The organism is Variovorax sp. GW821-FHT09B05, assembly GCF_059418265.1.
The window spans coordinates 265,705-283,038 of record NZ_JBWKPN010000004.1; the positions used below are offsets into that span (position 1 = coordinate 265,705).

The 17,334-nt window shown below is 65.0% G+C and carries 12 protein-coding genes; 10 read left to right on the plus strand and 2 right to left on the minus strand.

The genetic code is table 11. The annotated features are described in order from the left end of the window. Positions 1-111: 111 nt before the first annotated feature. The 6 genes from AC07RM_RS12990 to AC07RM_RS13015 all read left to right on the plus strand — a co-directional run bounded on the left by AC07RM_RS12990 (position 112) and on the right by AC07RM_RS13015 (position 11,946). Positions 112-1,446 (plus strand): pyridoxal phosphate-dependent decarboxylase family protein, encoded by a 1,335-nt coding sequence (locus AC07RM_RS12990; RefSeq protein WP_495334747.1) that lies wholly within the window; start codon positions 112-114, stop codon positions 1,444-1,446. A gap of 789 nt (positions 1,447-2,235) precedes the next feature. Continuing rightward, positions 2,236-3,276, plus strand: a complete 1,041-nt coding sequence (locus AC07RM_RS12995) for an AAA family ATPase (protein WP_495334748.1) — start codon at positions 2,236-2,238, stop codon at positions 3,274-3,276. Further along, entirely contained in the window at positions 3,254-5,794 is a 2,541-nt protein-coding gene (locus AC07RM_RS13000; protein WP_495334749.1) for a S8 family peptidase, read from the plus strand. Before AC07RM_RS12995 ends, AC07RM_RS13000 begins: the two co-directional genes overlap by 23 nt. Before the next feature lie 27 nt (positions 5,795-5,821). Next, complete coding sequence (locus AC07RM_RS13005) at positions 5,822-7,360, plus strand: type I restriction-modification system subunit M (RefSeq protein ID WP_495334750.1); 1,539 nt, start codon at positions 5,822-5,824, stop codon at positions 7,358-7,360. Then, complete coding sequence (locus tag AC07RM_RS13010) at positions 7,357-8,532, plus strand: restriction endonuclease subunit S (protein WP_495334751.1); 1,176 nt, start codon at positions 7,357-7,359, stop codon at positions 8,530-8,532. Before AC07RM_RS13005 ends, AC07RM_RS13010 begins: the two co-directional genes overlap by 4 nt. Before the next feature lie 9 nt (positions 8,533-8,541). Beyond that, positions 8,542-11,946, plus strand: coding sequence for a DEAD/DEAH box helicase family protein (locus AC07RM_RS13015; protein ID WP_495334752.1), 3,405 nt, complete (start codon positions 8,542-8,544; stop codon positions 11,944-11,946). 315 nt (positions 11,947-12,261) lie between these two features. On the opposite strand, the gene AC07RM_RS13020 is transcribed toward AC07RM_RS13015, so the two are convergent. Further along, the gene (locus tag AC07RM_RS13020; RefSeq protein WP_495334753.1) at positions 12,262-12,882 is read right to left on the minus strand and encodes a sensor histidine kinase; all 621 of its coding nucleotides are present in this window, start codon (positions 12,880-12,882) and stop codon (positions 12,262-12,264) included. Between AC07RM_RS13020 and AC07RM_RS13025 the strand changes: the two genes are divergently transcribed. After that, positions 12,856-12,981 carry a hypothetical protein gene (locus AC07RM_RS13025; protein WP_495334754.1) on the plus strand — a complete coding sequence of 42 codons (126 nt, stop codon included), beginning with the start codon at positions 12,856-12,858 and terminating at the stop codon, positions 12,979-12,981. The genes AC07RM_RS13020 and AC07RM_RS13025 overlap by 27 nt on opposite strands. 207 nt (positions 12,982-13,188) lie before the next feature. On the opposite strand, the gene AC07RM_RS13030 is transcribed toward AC07RM_RS13025, so the two are convergent. Continuing rightward, a complete protein-coding gene (locus tag AC07RM_RS13030) occupies positions 13,189-14,178 on the minus strand; it encodes a Bug family tripartite tricarboxylate transporter substrate binding protein (protein ID WP_495334755.1) in 990 nt (329 codons plus the stop codon). 170 nt (positions 14,179-14,348) lie between these two features. Here AC07RM_RS13030 and AC07RM_RS13035 point away from each other — a divergent pair, with 170 nt between their 5' ends. From AC07RM_RS13035 to AC07RM_RS13045, 3 genes are all read left to right on the plus strand, one after another. Next, positions 14,349-15,242, plus strand: a complete 894-nt coding sequence (locus AC07RM_RS13035; protein ID WP_495334756.1) for an amidohydrolase family protein — start codon at positions 14,349-14,351, stop codon at positions 15,240-15,242. Between the two features lie 121 nt (positions 15,243-15,363). Next, a complete protein-coding gene (locus AC07RM_RS13040; RefSeq protein ID WP_495334757.1) occupies positions 15,364-16,179 on the plus strand; it encodes an IclR family transcriptional regulator in 816 nt (271 codons plus the stop codon). Positions 16,180-16,252: 73 nt separating this feature from the next. After that, positions 16,253-17,314 carry a ketopantoate reductase family protein gene (locus AC07RM_RS13045; protein WP_495334758.1) on the plus strand — a complete coding sequence of 354 codons (1,062 nt, stop codon included), beginning with the start codon at positions 16,253-16,255 and terminating at the stop codon, positions 17,312-17,314. Positions 17,315-17,334 lie beyond the last annotated feature (20 nt).

Genomic DNA, 17,334 nt, shown 5'->3' on the forward strand with positions numbered 1-17,334 from the left:
TCAGATGGAGTCCCACCCAGCCGCCTGCTCGGAGAGGTGACACCGGAAGCATGGGCACGGGTCCTGTCTCGCATGAGCCCGATCGGCCATTCATCCCGTGGGCAACGTCCCGTGGACGTGATCGATCACGCCAGCGCCGAGTCGCTTCGCGCGATCGGCGTGCCCGCAGGGGCCCGGCCGCTGGAAGAGGTGATCGACCAGATGCTGGACGAGATCTACCCCTGGCGTGCGCGCATGGACCATCCCCGGTTCCTGGCCTTCATTCCGGGACCGTCTTCGCCGCTGTCGGCCCTGGGCGACTACTTGACCGCCGTTCACAATGTCCACGCCGGCAGCTGGCTGCAGAGTTCGGGGGCCAGCGTCATCGAAGCGGCGCTCATTCAATGGCTGGCAGCGCAGGTCGGGCTCCCGCCTTCGGCTGGCGGCCTGTTCGTGTCGGGGGGCTCCATGGCCAACCTGACGGCGCTCGCGATGGCGCGTGATTTCAAGCTCGAGCCGGCGCAGCGCTTGCAAGGGGTTGCCTACGTCTCGGAGCAAACGCATTCATCCGTTGCCAAGGGCCTGAAGATCCTCGGGCTTCTGCCGCATCAGATTCGCCGCATGCCCACCGACGCCGCGTTCCGCATGGACATGACGGCCCTGGCGGCCGCGGTCGAGCAGGACCTATCCGATGGGCTCAGGCCTTTCGCCGTGGTTGCGAGCGCGGGCACGACGAACACCGGCAGCATCGATCCACTGCGACGGATTCGCGCGCTGTGCGATGCACACGACATGTGGATGCACGTGGATGGCGCGTACGGTGCATCCGCCGCGCTGTCGCCATCGCATCGGGGTTTGCTCGACGGAATCGGCGAGGCCGACAGCCTGAGCTGGGATGCGCACAAGTGGCTGTTCCAGACCTACGGCTGCGGGATGGTCTTCGTGCGTCAGCGCAAGCACCTCCCACAGGTCTTCCATACCCGACCCGAATACCTGCTCGATGCGCATGCCGACACCGACGCCGACCAGATCAATTTCTGGGACCTCGGCGTGGAACTCACCAGACCGGCACGCGCGCTGAAGCTGTGGCTCACCTTGCAGGTGCTGGGGTCGGACGCCATGGGCGAGGCGATTGCGCATGGTTGCCGGTTGGCGACCTGGGCTCAGGACGAGCTCGAGAAGGATCCTCGCTGGGACATCGTGTCGCCCGCGCAGTTGGGCATCGTCACCTTTCGCATGACGGATGCGGCCATGAGCCCGGAGGCGCTCGATGCGCTGAACAGCGAGATTTCATCGCGGGCACTTCAGGAGGGCTTTGCGACGGTCTTGACGACGCGCTTGCGACATCGAACCGTGCTGCGAATTTGCGCGATCCATCCGGATGCCACCGAACGCGACATGCGGGAGACGATCCAGATGCTGTCGTCGTATGCCGGGGCGGTACTCGCCTCGGGCGTTCAGGCCTGAGAGGGCGGGCCGCGAAACCGCGGCCCGCAGACCAGCACTTACCCGCCAGTCTCGAGCGCGCCACGTCGCGCCATCTCGCTCAACTGAAACAGCTCCCCGGCCTTGCGCGCGAGTTCCGCCGCGAGCCAGAGCAGGTTGTCCAGGTGGCGCGGTCCGTCACCGCTGCACCAGTCGATGTCTTTTCCGTAGGAGGCCCACAGAAGCGCTTCGAGTTGGGAGAGGGTGTTTTCGAGGAGATCCGCCGGGGCTTGGACGTTCTCTCTGAGGGATACCGGCGTGCGACGCCGGGCTATAGTCTTGGAGCCATTTTTGTGCGGTCCTTTCTAGGGTGTTGCACGAGCTTGGTTAGACGGCTGGGGTGCTAGTAACGCCCTGGCCGTCGCCTTTTGATACCTCGCATTTGCGTCGCTGCTTTTGCAATGACGACCTGCTGCGGGGCGGGCAGTCTTTGAACGTCTCGGTGTGGTTGGGTGTGTTGCGCCTTTCTTCTCCCCTAAGTGGGGTGGTGAGTGAGAGGGGCAGCTACTCTAGGGAAGAAGTGGGCGGGGTGCGGTGCCGTTTGGCATGAAGTTGCGGTAAGCGCCAATAAATGCAGCTTCTGCGATGCGGGGGCACGGAGCTCGAAGAGGTGGTGGCGTGTGGGTCCGGATCGAGGAGCTGCTTCGAGCACCGTCCTTGTTCGGGACGCCAGCCCTATAGGCAACACGGCTGAGAGCTGTGCCGGGGGTGAAGTCGCATTCAACGGGCACAATACCCCCTTACCTTTCCGCATCACACACCGTACCTCCCGTGGCCAGTTCTGAACAACTCAAGGCGCTCATCAAGTCGCACATCAGTCGCGATGATGGGCAGTTCTTGTCGATCGCCATGCAGGTGGCCGCGCACGAGGCGAAGCTGGGGCACGGCAAGCTGGCCCAGGAACTGCGCGGCATGATCGATGCGGCCAAGGCGCGTGTCGGCCAGGATGCATCGGGAAAGCTGGTCGCAATTGGCAGCGTCGCCAAACCACGGGGCGAGCTGGCCAGCCTGTTGACGGTGTCGCACCCTGCCAACCGCCTCGGCGACATGGTGCTGGATGAAGTAGCTTCGACCCAGCTCCATCGCGTGATCAAGGAACAGCGCCAACTTGCCCGAATCAAAGAACATGGGCTGGCACCTCGCCGCAAGCTGCTACTGGTTGGGCCGCCGGGGACCGGCAAGACGTTGACCGCTGCAGCGTTGGCGGGAGAGCTGGGCATTCCCCTTTTCTTGGTTCGTCTGGATTCGCTCATCACAAAATTCATGGGCGAGACCGCGTCCAAACTCCGGCAGGTCTTTGACGCCATCACGGATATTCGTGGCGTTTACTTTTTCGATGAGTTCGATGCCATTGGTACACAGCGCGGGATGGCGAATGACGTGGGCGAGATTCGAAGGGTCTTGAACAGCTTCCTGCAAATGATCGAGCAGGACATGTCGAACAGCTTGATCATCGCCGCAACCAACCACGTGGAAATCCTGGACTATGCGCTCTTTCGCAGATTCGATGATGTGGTGGAGTACCACCTGCCATCGCCAGTCCAGGCGGTCGAACTCATACGGTCCCGTCTGGGCCATTTCGCGCCCAAGCCCTTCCGAAAGGAAGCGCTGCAAGGGCAGGCCGAAAGCCTGAGTCACGCTGAGATATGTCGTGCAGTCGATGCGTCCATCAAAGACGCGATCCTGCATGACCAGACGAAAGTGCAATCAGCCGAGTTGGGGCGGGCGTTAGAGGAACGCCGCCTGATCAGTGCGAGGTTGGCACAAAACTCGAAGCACCCGTCCGTCCATGCCGGATCAGCCACTCGATAGACGCCCGCACCTCGTTCTAGCGAACACATCAACCGCGCAGGCGTTCACAGCGCCGTCGTCTGGCGGAGGGGCGAGCGTCGTCCCGGTACTCGACCGTGCCCAACACGGCAATGCACTCAAGGCCCAACTGCGCGCGCTGGCCCCCTTGTCTCAGCAGGCCGTTGCCGCTCAACAAGAGCAAGGGCTGGAAAGCGGACTCGGCCTGCAGGTTCAGTTTGTCGGGCAATCCGACGCGGCGCTGGCCTTTGAGAGCCTGGGCTTCGAACTTGGTAAGGACGCGCAGAAAAAGATCGAGGTACTGAGCGTGCGTGTCGACGGCGACACGACCTCTGCCAATGTCTTCGTTCCAGACGGCAAGCTGGCGCACTTCGAGAAATATGTCGAGGACTATCTTGCCGAACGCAAGAAGGTCAACGGCGATGCGCTCGATCACCATGCGCTGTTGAACACGATCTCGGCCATCCGTCGCGCCGAGGTCCGCGCACTGTGGACCGACGATCCAGCCCTGCTGCCGCAGGACACGACTGAAGCCATCTGGTGGGAAGTCTGGTTGCCCGTGCGCGGCGATCGCCAGGCAGTGCTCGCGGACTTCCGAAAGCTGGCGGCGCTGGCCCAGTGCCAGGTCAGCGGACACCACATCAGCTTCCCAGAGCGCACCGTCGTACTGATGTTCGGCTCAGAACAGCAGTTTTCGACCTCGGTCATGACGCTCAATTGCGTGGCAGAGCTGCGCCGCGCCAAGGAAACAGCCCACTTCTTCGACGGCATGACGCCGCCCGAACAGCAGGAGTGGGCAGACGAAACTCTCGCCCGCTTGACCGTCGCGATTGATGACGACTCGACGCCACGGGTGTGCCTGCTGGACTCGGGCGTCAACCGGGGCCACCCGCTGCTCTCCCGCTTCATCGCCAGCGCAGACTTGCATACTGTGGATCCTGCCTGGGGCGTTGACGACACGGCCAACCACGGAACCGGCCTTGCCGGACTCGTGGCGCTGGGTGATCTGTCGGCAGCACTTGCCACGGACGGCCCGATAGCGGTCGCGCACCGCCTTGAGTCGGTAAAGCTCACGCCAGAGCAGGGCGCGAATCCTGGCGACTCACGGCAGCACGGCTATCTGTTTGCTGAGGCGGTCTCGCGGCCCGAGGTCACGGCCCCCCATCGACCGCGGGTGTTCACGTCGGCAGTCACGTCCGACGATGACCGCGACCGAGGTCGTCCTTCGGCCTGGTCTGCGACCGTTGATCGACTTGCCAGTGACTACGACGGCAACGGCCAGTTTCCTCGGCTCTTCGTTTTGTGTGCTGGCAATACCGAAGACGCGCAGTCCTGGAACACCTACCCCATCAGCCTGGGTTCGCGCGGCATTCGCGACCCGGGCCAGGCCTGGAATGCACTGACGGTCGGCGCCTGCACAGAAAAGGTCACCATCACCGAGCCTGACGCACAGGGCCTCGTACCGGTTGCGCCGGGTGGCGGCCTCAGCCCGTACACCCGCACATCGAACGGTTGGCACTCGGCGTGGCCCTTGAAGCCCGACGTGGTCTTCGAAGGGGGCAACGCCGGCAAGGATGCGCTCGGTGCCATCGGCGTCACCAGTCTCCACCTTCTCACGGCGCACAACCTGCCTCTGGAACGCCTGTTTACGACCACCAATGCAACCAGCGCTGCGTCAGCACTCGGCGCACGCATGGCGGCTCAACTGATGGCAGCCTATCCAACGTTGCGGCCCGAAACGATCCGGGCGCTGATCGTCCATTCGGCCGAATGGACCACCGCCATGCGGGCGGGCTACCTGCCCGCTCACGGCCACGCCAACAAAGCCGACTACGTGAATTTGATCCGTCACTGCGGTTGGGGCGTGCCCAGTCTGGAGCGCGCGCTCTGGAGCGCTGGCAACTCCTTGACGCTGGTCGTCGAGGACATGGTGCACCCTTTCCAGAAGGTCACCGGCAAAGGCGTCGTCAGCCGCGACATGAACCTGCACGCGCTGCCTTGGCCGAAGGAGCAACTGCTCGCCCTGCCGCCAGACACCCAGGTCGAGCTGTGCGTCACCCTGTCGTACTTCATCGAGCCCAACCCATCGGCCCGCGGCACATCGTCGAAGTTCCACTACCCGTCACATCGGCTGCGCTTCGATGTGCAGCGCCCGCTCGACGCGACGACCGACGATTTCGTCGCGCGCATCAACGCGGCGGCTGAGCGGGACGACGACAGTGCCCCCATCGACCCGCGCGACCCGAACTGGCTTCTGGGCGACAGGCAACGCCACCGGGGATCGCTGCACAAAGACATCTGGCGCGGCACCGCCGCCGAACTGGCCAACCGTGGCTTCATCGCTGTGTACCCTGCCAAAGGCTGGTGGCGCACGCGCCCGGCGCAAGAGCGCTACGACCTGCCCGCCCGCTACAGCCTCGTCGTCTCCATCCGCACACCGGAGACCGACGTGGACCTCTACACCCCCATCGCCCAACAGGTGGCTGCGCAGGCGGCCGTGCCCGTCGTCGTCACCATCTGAACCCACTTTCGAAAGCTAGAACCCCGCATGCTCACCGGCGAACTCCGCAGCCAAGTCGATGCCATCTGGAATGCCTTCTGGACCGGCGGCATCTCCAACCCTATGGAGGTGATCGAGCAGATCACCTATCTGCTCTTCATCCGCCGCCTGGACGATGCGCATACCTTGGAAGAAGGCAAAGCGCTGGCGCTCAAGCGCCCGATGGAGAACCATGTGTTCCCGCCCGGCCAGGATGCCAAAGGCCGCGACTTCAATGATCTGCGCTGGTCGCGCTTCAAGAACTTCGCCCCGGCGGAAATGCACCAGGTGGTGGGCGAACACGTGTTCCCCTTCCTGCGCACGCTGGGCGGCGATGGCAGCACCTACGCCACCCACATGAAGGACGCGCGCTTCACCATCCCCACGCCAGCCCTGCTGGCCAAGGTGGTGGACCTGCTCGACCACGTGCCCATGGACGATCGCGACACCAAGGGCGACCTCTATGAATACATGCTGGGCAAAATTGCGGCGGCCGGTCAGAACGGGCAGTTCCGCACGCCGCGCCACATCATCCGGCTCATGGTGGAGATGACCGCGCCCACGCCGAAAGACGTGATGTGCGACCCGGCCGCTGGCACCTGCGGCTTCCTCGTGGTGGCGGGCGAGTACCTGCGCGACAAGCACCCCGAGATTTTTCGCGATGCTGCGCTGCGCGATCACTTCCACCACCGCACGTTCCACGGCTACGACTTCGACAACACCATGCTGCGCATTGGCAGCATGAACCTAGCGCTGCATGGGGTGGACAACCCTGACATTCGCTACAAGGATTCGCTGGCGCAAGACCACGCCGACGATGAAGAGGCCTACTCGCTGATCCTGGCCAACCCGCCGTTTGCCGGCAGCTTGGACTACGAGAACACCGCCAAAGACCTGCTGGCCATTGTCAAGACCAAGAAAACCGAGCTCCTGTTCCTAGCCCTCTTCATCCGCCTGCTCAAGCCCGGCGGCCGGGCGGCGGTGATCGTGCCCGACGGCGTGCTGTTCGGCAGCAGCAAGACACACCAAGAATTGCGCCGCCTGATCGTGCAAGGCCACAAGCTCGACGCCGTGGTATCGCTGCCCTCGGGTGTGTTCAAGCCTTACGCCGGCGTCAGCACCGCGATCCTGTTCTTCACAAAAACCAATTCCGGAGGTACCGACTACGTGTGGTTCTACGACATGCGCGCCGATGGCTGGAGCCTGGACGACAAGCGTGCGCCACTGCTGGTCGACGAGCTGCTTGGCGTGAACCCGACGCGGGGCTTGAGCGAGGCCGATCATGCGAAGAACAATCTGCCGGATGTGCTGGCGCGCTGGCGCTTGAAGGACGATGCCGAGCTGCACCGGGCGCGAACGGACCAGAGCTTTTGCGTTCCTGTAGCCGAGATTGCGGGCAATGGGTTTGATCTGTCGATCAACCGGTACAAGGAGGCAGTGCACGACGCGGTTGAGCATGACCTGCCCCAGGAGATTCTGGCGAGGCTGGCGGAACTGGAGGCGGAGATTCAGGCGGGCATGAAGGAGCTTGAGGGGATGCTCAGATGACTGGTTATCCGACTGCCCGCATCGGGGACTTTTGTCGAACGGGTAGTGGCAGCACACCTTCGCGTAGCCAGCTCGAACGCTACTACGAGGGCGGAGCCATTCCGTGGGTGAAATCTGGCGAACTCCGTGAAGGCATCATCGTTGGAACGGAGGAGCACATCACCGACGCCGCCCTGAAGGAAACGAGCGTCAAGCTTGTACCTTCGGGCGCGATATTACTCGCCATGTATGGAGCGACCGTGGGCCGGCTTGCCATTCTCGGCGTCGAAGCCACAACAAACCAAGCCGTGTGTCACATCGTGCCGGACGCCACTGCAGCCGACACCCGATACCTGTACCGAGCGATCGCAAGTCAAGTCCCAGCCATCATTGCCATGGGCGTCGGTGGTGCGCAACCGAACATCAGTCAGGCGCTAGTTAAGGACTTGAAGATTCCCCTGCCACCCCTTCCCGAACAGCGCCGAATCGCCGCAATCCTCGACCAAGCCGATGCGATCAGAGCCAAGCGAGGGGAGGCCTTGGCGCAACTGGACAGCCTCAAGCAGTCCATCTTCATCGAGATGTTTGGCGATCCGATTCAGAACACGATGCGCTGGCAAGTGGAAACCTTGGGAAGCGTCGCAGATTTCTTCGCGGGCAATTCTTTGCCCGCGGGCACCCCATACGAGCGACAAGTGGGCGGACATTTCTTGATGAGGGTGTCTGACATGAACCTTTCTGAGAACGAGCAGTTCATCACTCGATGCCAGTCATGGACGGCTGCCGACGGTGCTCGCTCAGCAACTTGTCCGGCAGGAAGTGTCGTTGTACCTAAGCGGGGTGGCGCGATCAGCACAAACAAGAAGCGCATCACAACACGGTCAACAATTCTTGATCCCAACCTGATGGCGATTGCGCCGCGACATTCGCTTCTGAATCTGAGCTACCTCTATCAGTGGTTCATGCGCTTTGACTTGGCGAGTATTTCAAGCGGCAGTTCGGTTCCTCAGTTGAACAAGCAAGACCTAGCGCCGCTGAAGATTCAAGTCCCGCCGCTGGCGCTGCAACAATCCTTCGCCACCCGAATCCAAGCCGTCGAATCTCTCAAAGCCAACCACCGCGCCGCGCTGGCCGAATCCGACGCCCTGTTCGCATCCCTCCAGCACCGAGCCTTCGCCGGTCAACTCTCGTAGCCTTCACCTATGAGCAACTTCGCCTTCCTGCAGACCGAATGGCCGCTGGTGTTCGAAGCGGCTCACCGAGCCGAGGCCAGTGCCCACAGCGACGCCCGTGCCGCGTGCTTCTACGCGCGGCGGGCGCTGGAACTGGCTGTGACCTGGCTCTACAAGCATGACAAGACCTTCAAGCTGCCATACCAGGACAACTTGAACGCGCTGATCTACGAACCCACTTTTCGCACGGGGGTGGGCGACGCGTTGTTCACCAAGGCCCGGCTCATCAAGGACCTGGGCAATCTGGCGGTGCACAGCACCAAGAAGGTGGCGCCGACCGACGCGCTGTCGGCCACGCGGGAGTTGTTCCACTTCGGCTACTGGCTGGCCCGCACCTACGGCCGCAGTGGGCGGCCCGAGCCGGGTTTGAGCTTCAAGACCGAGCTGCTGCACAAGCCCGCCGCTGCAGCCACGCCGCAGACGGCAGAGCAACTGCAGAAACTGGCAGCGCAACTGCACGAAAAAGACCAGAAACTCACCGATGTGCTGGCCAGCAAGGCGGCGCTGGATGCCGAGCTGCAGAAGCTGCGTGAAGAAGTAGCGGCCGCCAAGAAGGCGAACAGCGCGCAGCCCGATACACACGACTACTCCGAAGCCGAGACACGCAAGGCCTTCATCGACCTGTTGCTGAAGGAAGCCGGCTGGACGCTGCACCCGGCGAAGAACTTCGAGGTCGAGGTGATCGGCATGCCGAACGGCCAAAACAAGGGCTTCGTCGACTATGTGCTGTGGGGCGACGACGGCAAGCCGCTGATGCTGGTAGAGGCTAAGCGCACAACGAAGAGCGCCACGGTCGGCCAGCAGCAGGCGAAGCTGTACGCCGATTGCCTGGAGGCGATGTACGGGCAGCGGCCCATCATCTTCTACTCGAATGGCTACGAACACTGGATCTGGGACGACCGCATGTACGTCCCCCGGGCCGTGCAGGGCTTCTACAAGAAACAGGAGCTGGAACTACTGGTACAGCGCCGCAGCAGCCGCAAGGCCCTGGCCCATACGGTGGTGAACGGGCAAATCATCGAGCGTTACTACCAGACGCGGGCCGTGCGCCGCGTGGGCGCCAGCTTCGAGCTGGACAACGTCCGCAAGTCGCTCTTGGTGATGGCCACCGGCGCCGGCAAGACGCGCACGGTCATTGCGCTGGCCGACGTGCTGATGCGCGCCAACTGGGCCAAGCGCGTGCTATTCCTGGCCGATCGCGTGGCCCTGGTCAACCAGGCCGTCAATGCCTTCAAGGCACACCTGCCGGATTCGGCGCCGGTGAATCTGGTGACCGACAAGAGCACCGAGGGTCGGCTGTTCGTTTCGACCTACCCCACGATGATGGGCCTGATCGACGAGGCGTTCGACGGGCAGCGGCGTTTCGGCGTGGGCCACTTCGACCTGATCGTCATCGACGAAGCGCACCGCTCGGTCTACCAGAAGTACCGGGCCATCTTCGACTACTTCGATTCGCTGTTGGTGGGCCTGACGGCCACGCCCAAAGACGAGATCGACAAGAACACCTACGGCCTGTTCGACCTAGAAACGGGCGTGCCGACCGATGCCTACGGGCTGGACGAAGCCGTGGCCGATGGGCACCTGGTGCCGCCGGTGGCCATCTCGGTACCGCTGAAGTTCCAGCGGCAAGGCATCAGGTACGACGAGCTCTCCGAGGACGAAAAGGAGGAGTGGGACGCGCAGGAGTGGAGCGAGGACGGCACCGTGCCCACGGAGGTGGACCCCGCCGAGCTGAACAAGTGGCTCTTCAACATCGATACCGTCGATAAGGCGCTGGAAGTTCTGATGACGCAGGGCCAGAAGGTGGCCGGCGGCGACCGCCTGGGCAAGACCATCGTCTTCGCCAAGAACAATGATCACGCCGACTTCATCGCCGACCGCTTCAACGTCAACTACCCGCAGTACAAGGGCCACTTCGCGCGGGTCGTGACGTACAAGACTGAGTACGCGCAGAGCATCATCGACGACTTCTCGGCCAAGGAGAAGATGCCTCATATCGCCGTGTCGGTGGACATGCTGGACACCGGCATCGACGTGCCCGAGGTGGTGAACCTCGTGTTCTTCAAGGTTGTGCGATCCAAGACCAAGTTCTGGCAGATGCTGGGGCGCGGCACGCGGCTGTGCGAAGACCTCTTCGGCCCGGGCGAGCACAAGCAGAACTTCTTCGTCTTCGACTTCTGCCAGAACCTGGAGTTTTTCAGCCAGAACCCGGCCACCTCAGATGGCGTATCGAGCGAGCCGCTGAGCACCCGGCTTTTCAAGGCGCGGCTGGGAATGATCGCCGAGCTGGACAAGCGCCAGAAGTACGGCATGCAGGCCAGTGAGGCGCTTCCCAAGGGCTTCGGGCATCCGACCGAAGAGCAGCTGCGCAACGAGACGGCCGAACTACTGCGAGCGCGCGTTGCCGCAATGAACATCGACAACTTCGTCGTGCGGCCACAGCGTCAGTTCGTCGAGAAATACGTCGAGGCAAAGGCCTGGAAGCATCTGAGCGACGACGACCACGCGGAGCTGGGGCACCGCGTCGCCGATCTGCCGTCGCAACAGGCCGACGAAGACGAAGAGGCCAAGCGCTTCGACATGCTGATGCTGCGCACGCAGTTGTCCATCCTGCAGGCGTTGCCCGACTTCGCCAGCCTGAAGGAAAAGATCCAGTCCATTGCCAGCGCGCTGGAAGACCAGGTAGCGATCCCGGCGATCAAGGCCGAGATCATGCTCATCAGCGCCGTGGCGGGCGACGAGTGGTGGGGCGATGTGACCGTGCCGATGCTGGAGACGGTTCGGCGCCGACTACGCGCGCTGGTCAAGCTGATTCCGAAGGGGCAGAAGAAGATCGTCTATACCGACTTCGAAGATGAACTCGGCGAAACGACCCAGGTCGACCTGCCGCAGGTGACAGCAGGCCTGAACATGGTCAAGTTCAAAGAGAAGGCCAGGCAGTTCTTGAAGGCACACGAGGCGCATTTGTCACTGCAGCGGCTTCGCAGGAATCAAGCGCTGACGGCCGCCGACCTGATCGAGCTGGAGAGGATGTTGGTCGAGGCCGGTGGCACGAAGGCGCTGATCGACGAGGCGAAAGAGAAAAGCCAGGGTCTCGGGCTTTTCATCCGCTCGCTGGTTGGTCTGGATCGTGAGGCGGCGATGCAGGCCTTCAGCGAGTTCCTGAGCGGAACAACCGCGACGCCGGATCAGATCGAATTCATTGAGCTGGTTGTGCAGGAACTGACGTTGAACGGGGTGATGGAGGCGGACCGGCTGTTTCAGTCGCCGTTCACGGATATCAACTCGCAGGGGCCGCTGGGTATTTTCCCGTCGACGAAAGTATCGACGCTGGTGAATCTTCTAGAGGATATTCGAGCCCATGCGGTCGCTTGACCGGCGGTTAGTCAGGGACCAGCAGCCGCAGCTCCGTACGCCTCTCAAAGTAGGCGCTCGTTGCTTGCGCACAGATTCGTTGTATGAAGGAATCAAGGTCGCCATGCAGTGCAAGCACGAGGCCATGCTCTCGCGAACCCACGTCAGTTTCCGACAGCATGTTCGCAACCTCGGCCGTCTGCTAAGGGCCGAAGCCTGTCATCCACAGTTCGCAAGCAAACGGCTGCACCCAGTCTCAAGCGGACTTACCATCGCGTTCCCCCACAACAATCCTCGCGGTAATTAACCCCTTCCGCCTAGGCTTCGTCTCCCCCTTCACGCCACCACCAACGTCAACCGCGCCTCCCCCACTGCGCCGGTTCCGCAATAACAACTCCCCTGCATCGACCGCGCCAACCGCCGCGCAATAGCCAGCCCAAGCCCAGACCCAGGCTTGTCCTCCTGCCCCTGACGCCCCCGCACCCACGGCGCGAATACCGCATCGATCCGCGCCGGCTTGATCCCCGGCCCCGAGTCCACCACCGCCAGCACCAGTCGTTGCGCATCGACGTGCGCGCACACTCGCACGTCCCTGCCATAACGCAACGCGTTGTCGATCAGGTTCGCCAGCACGCGCCGCAGCGCGAGTGGGCAGGCGACCACCGGCTGGCCGATGCGGCCGTCGAGTGCGATGGCGCGGCCGGCGTCGCGGTAGCCGCGCACGAGGTTGTCGAGCAGGCCGTCGACATCAACGCGCTGCAGCGGCTCGGCCACACTGCGCTGCATGCGCGCGCTGGCGACGCTGGCCTCGACCAGCGCCTGTGTCTCGGCGAAATCACGCTCAACGAGGCGGCGGAGGCGCCGGCCTGGAAGTCGGTGCCCTCGTAGTTCGTCTATGGCGACCGCGACAAGAACATTCCACCGGCCGCGATGGCCTTCATTGCCGAGCGCGCGCACGCGAAGAAGACGGTGGTGGTCAAGGGCGCCTCGCACATGGTGATGACCTCGCAGCCCGAGGTGGTCACGCGCGTAATCGTCGAGGCGGCGGGCCGTTGAGAAGGGGCACGCCATGAACGACATGAGCCTCCCAAAAGGCACTAACGGCACGAGTGTCGGCCAAGTCTTCGGCTAAGCGCGCGTCGTGACGGCCCGCACCTCCTTGATCGGTACGCGAGCGTCTATCACCTGACGAAGCCCTCTACGTGAGCGACACAAGCTTCACTATCGACGGCGGGCTCACGCTCTGAAGACTGCGGCACGACTTCACTCGAGCTGGATGTCGGCCCGCTTGATCAGCGCATTCCAGCGCGCCTCCTCCGCCGCGATGTGCGCGCCGACCTGCGCCGTGGTCGCGGGCCGCGACAGCTCGACGCCGCCCACGGGCTTGACCTTGCCGTAGAAGGCGTCGCTGCCCACGACCTTGTTGGCCGCGGCGTTGAGCTTGGCCAACACCTGGGGCGGGGTCTTCTTCGGGCCGACGAGCACGAAGTTGACCGTGGCCTTGAAGCCGGGCATGCCCGACTCCTCCATGGTGGGCAGCTCGGGGTAGGCCGGGTCGCGCTGGCTGGCGGCCAGGCCGAAGGCCTTGAGCTTGCCGGCGCGCACGTAGTCCATGGTGCCGGTCGGCAGGAAGGCGTAGGTCACGCGGTCGCTCATGAGGTCGAGCTGGACCTGGTTGGCGCCCTTGTAGGGCACGTGCAGGGTCTTGACGCCGAGCTCCTTGTTGAACATCTCCGCCATCAGGTGGATCGGCGTCGAGATGCCCGAGGAGCCATAGGAGTACTTCGACGGATCGGCCTTGAGCAGCGCGACGAACTCCTTGAGCGTGGTGGCCGGCACATGGGGCGCGGTCACGAGCATGAAGCCGATGGTCAGCACGTCGGACACCGGCGCGAAGTCGCCCACGCCCTGGTAGGGCAGGCTGGCGCGCAGCGAGGGCGCGACCACGGCCGGCAGGTTGGCGAAGAACAGGGTGTAGCCATCGGGCGCCGCGCGCGACACGTAGCTGCCGGCGATGGTCTGGTTGGCGCCGGGCTTGTTGTCCACCAGCACCGGCGTGTTGAGCGCGAGCGAGAACTCGCTGGCGAAGGCGCGCGCGACGATGTCGGTCGGACTGCCCGCCACGAACGGGACCACGAGGGTCACGGGCTTGGCGGGAAAACCCTGAGCCAGCGCCGCAGCGGGCCCGAGGGCCAGCGCGAGCGATCCGGCCAGCCGTCGAAGGAAGGTCTTGCGCGAAATGAAGGGTGGCATGTCGTCTCCGTTGTTCTGCGATGTCCGCGGCGGGCTTGCCCGGGCCCTGCGCAGAATATCGAGCACCCCCGCGGCGTGCGCTCGTGGCGGGGCGCGAAAGTTCAACCCATGAAATTCCGCTGCCCACGATCCGGCCGGGGCGCGGAACGGACGGCTATCGTCACCACAGCATGACGACATCCTCGATACAGCGGCCTTCGCCGCAGCTTCCGCCCGGCGCCTGCGACTGCCACACGCACGTCTTCCTCGACGAGCGCGAGTTTCCGTTGCTGCCCGCGCGCCGCTACACGCCGCCGCCGGCATCGATCGAGGCCCTGGCGCAATGGCACGACGCGCTCGGCATCGCTCGCGTGGTGATCGTGCAGCCCAGCGTCTACGGACTCGACAACGCTGCGACGCTGCAGGCGCTGCGGCAGTTGGGTCCGGCGCGGGCACGCGGCGTGGCGGTGATCGACGACGCCACCACCAACGCGCAATTGCAGTCGCTGGACGCGGCCGGCGTTCGTGGTGTGCGCGTCAACCTCGAGATCGATCGCGAGGGCGATGCCCGCCGCGCCACCACGCAGCTTCGGCGCACGGCCGAACGCGTGGCGCCGCTGGGCTGGCATGTGCAGGTCTATGCGAGCCTGCCGCTGCTGGCCGATTGCGCCGCGGCGATCCGCGAACTGCCGGTGCCGGTGGTGCTCGATCACTACGCGGGCGCGCAGGCGGTGGACGGCCCCGACACGCCTGCGCTGGCCGCGGTGCTCGCGCTCGTCGAGGAGGGCCGGGCCTACGTCAAGCTCTCGGCGCCCTACCGTTGCAGCACGATGCCCGGCCATGCCGACATGGAAGCGCTGGCGCGCCGCTTCATCGGCTGCAACCCCGAACGCATGCTGTGGGGCAGCGACTGGCCGCATCCGCAGCCGGGCGCGGCCGGATCGGCCACCGAGGTCAGCGCGCCACACGAGGTCGACAACGCCGGCGTGCTCGCGCAGTTGCGGCAGTGGTCGCCGGATGCGCGGACCTTCGGTCGCATCCTCGTGGACAACCCGGCGCGGCTCTATGGCTTCGGCGGCGACTGAGGAGCGGGCCGCGGTGTCTTCGCTGATCGCGCGCATCCCGCCATCGCAGAATGCGTGGTTCGCGCCCGCCGCGCCCCTGTCCGGTGGGCCTCCCCCGCATCTGCCCGAGGAAGCACCGACGATGGACACCGACCAGCCGATCATCCAGGACGACGCGCCCGCCGCCCCCGAACGACCCGGCACGCGCAGCCTGGGCCGCGCGATCAAGCTGATGCGCGTGGTCGCGTCGCGGCCGCAGTTCGGCTGGCGGCTGTCCGACCTGGCCGTGGCCTGCGAGCTCGACAAGGCGACCGTGCACCGCATGCTGGCCTGCATGGTCGAGGAGCGGCTGGTGACGCAGCGCGCGGCCGACCGCCACTACCTGCCGGGCCCGCTGATGCACGAACTGGGACTGGCGCTGCCCGACCACCTGCTGTTCCAGCGCCGCGCCGAAGTGCTGCTCGAGGCCTTCGCGCGCCGCATGCGCGGCATCGCGGTGCTGCTGCTGCGCAGCGGCAACGAACACGTGTGCAGCGTGCGCCAGGGCCTGCTTCCACTGACCGGCTCGGTGCTCTACCCGGGCGCGCGTCGGCCGCTGTTCACCACGGCAGGCGGGGTCGCGATCCTGCAGACGCTGGACGCGGCGCAGGCGCGCGCGGTGCTGCTCGACAACGTGGCGCAGGAAGTGGCGCGCTGCGGCTCCGGGCGGCTCGCGGCGCTGCAGCGCATGCGCGAGCGCTCCGACCGGCACGGCTTCGGCGTGAACCTCGGCGACGTGGTGCCCGGCATCCATGCCTTCGCATCGCCGGTGCGCGGTGCCGATGGCCAGGCCTTCGCCGCGCTGTGCCTGCTCGGCACGCCCGAGCTCTATGGCGAGCAGCACCTGGCGCAGTTGCGTGGCGAGCTCGAGGGCGCGGCCGCCGAGCTGGGCACGGAGGCGCGCGGCTTCAATCTCTGAGGCGCGGCGCCCTCCCCTTCGGGCGGCTGGCGGCGCGCTTCGCGTTTTCAACCGATCGAAGAAGGAGCAACGAATGACGCGGATATGCATCGTGGGCGCGGGGGCCGTGGGCGGCTATGTGGGCGCGCACCTGGCCAGGGCGGGGGTCGACACCACGCTGGTGGACGCCTGGCCCGAACACGTCGAGGCCATGCGGCGCGACGGCCTGAGCGTGAGCGGAATGAACGGCATGGACGGCGCGGGCGCGGTGCATGCGAAGGTGCGCGCGCTGCACGTGGGCGAGGTGGCGCAGCTCGCGCGCGAAGCGGCCTTCGACGTGGCATTCATCGCCGTGAAGTCCTACGACACGGCCTGGGCCACGCAGCTGATCCTGCCGCTGCTCGCGCCCACGGGCTGCGTGGTGTCGCTGCAGAACGGCATCAACGAGGACAGCATCGCGGCCATCGCCGGCTGGGAACGCACGCTGGGCTGCTCGGTGAGCGCGCTGGCGGCGGAGCTGGTGGCGCCGGCCCGCATCGTGCGCAACTCGCCGCTGGGCGACGAGAAGAAATGGGGCATGCGCGTGGGCGAGCTGCACGGTCGCGTGACGCCGCGCGCCGAAGCGATCTCGGCGCTGCTCGCGCACGGCGACACCAGCCGGGTCACGACCAACCTCTGGGGCGAGCGCTGGTCCAAGCTCACGATCAACGCGATGCGCAACGGCGTGTGCGCGCTCACGGGCCTGAGCGGCAAGCAGCGCGACATGAACGAGGTGGCGCGCGAACTCACGATCCGGCTCGGCAGCTCGAGCATCCGCGTGGGCCGCGCGCTGGGCCTGGCGCTCGAGCCGGTGGGCGGGCTCGACCTCGACCTGCTGGCGCGCGCGGAGGAAGACGCCGCGGCGCGCGACGCGATCACACGCATGATCCTCGAGGTGGCGAACTCGCGCAGCGACGGCCAGCGGCCCTCGATGGGCCAGGACATCCAGAAGGGCCGGCGCACCGAGACCGAGTACATCAACGGCCTGGTGGCGCGGCGCGGCGAGGAGGTCGGGGTGGACGTGCGCTACCACCGGCGCGTGAACGAGATCATCGGGCGCATCGAGCGCGGCGAGCTGGTGCCGAGCCCGGACCTGTTGGCCGACGTCATGGGGTGATCGGGGTGAACCGCATGGCG

Bases quoted from the DNA above. Each gene is read 5' to 3' on its own strand.
- AC07RM_RS13000 (WP_495334749.1), top strand. From the start codon at position 3,254: ATGCCGGATCAGCCACTCGATAGACGCCCGCACCTCGTTCTAGCGAAC.
- AC07RM_RS13005 (WP_495334750.1), top strand. From the start codon at position 5,822: ATGCTCACCGGCGAACTCCGCAGCCAAGTCGATGCCATCTGGAATGCC.
- AC07RM_RS13010 (WP_495334751.1), top strand. From the start codon at position 7,357: ATGACTGGTTATCCGACTGCCCGCATCGGGGACTTTTGTCGAACGGGT.
- AC07RM_RS13015 (WP_495334752.1), top strand. From the start codon at position 8,542: ATGAGCAACTTCGCCTTCCTGCAGACCGAATGGCCGCTGGTGTTCGAA.
- AC07RM_RS13025 (WP_495334754.1), top strand. From the start codon at position 12,856: ATGGCCTTCATTGCCGAGCGCGCGCACGCGAAGAAGACGGTGGTGGTC.
- AC07RM_RS13030 (WP_495334755.1), bottom strand. From the start codon at position 14,178: ATGCCACCCTTCATTTCGCGCAAGACCTTCCTTCGACGGCTGGCCGGA.
- AC07RM_RS13035 (WP_495334756.1), top strand. From the start codon at position 14,349: ATGACGACATCCTCGATACAGCGGCCTTCGCCGCAGCTTCCGCCCGGC.
- AC07RM_RS13040 (WP_495334757.1), top strand. From the start codon at position 15,364: ATGGACACCGACCAGCCGATCATCCAGGACGACGCGCCCGCCGCCCCC.
- AC07RM_RS13045 (WP_495334758.1), top strand. From the start codon at position 16,253: ATGACGCGGATATGCATCGTGGGCGCGGGGGCCGTGGGCGGCTATGTG.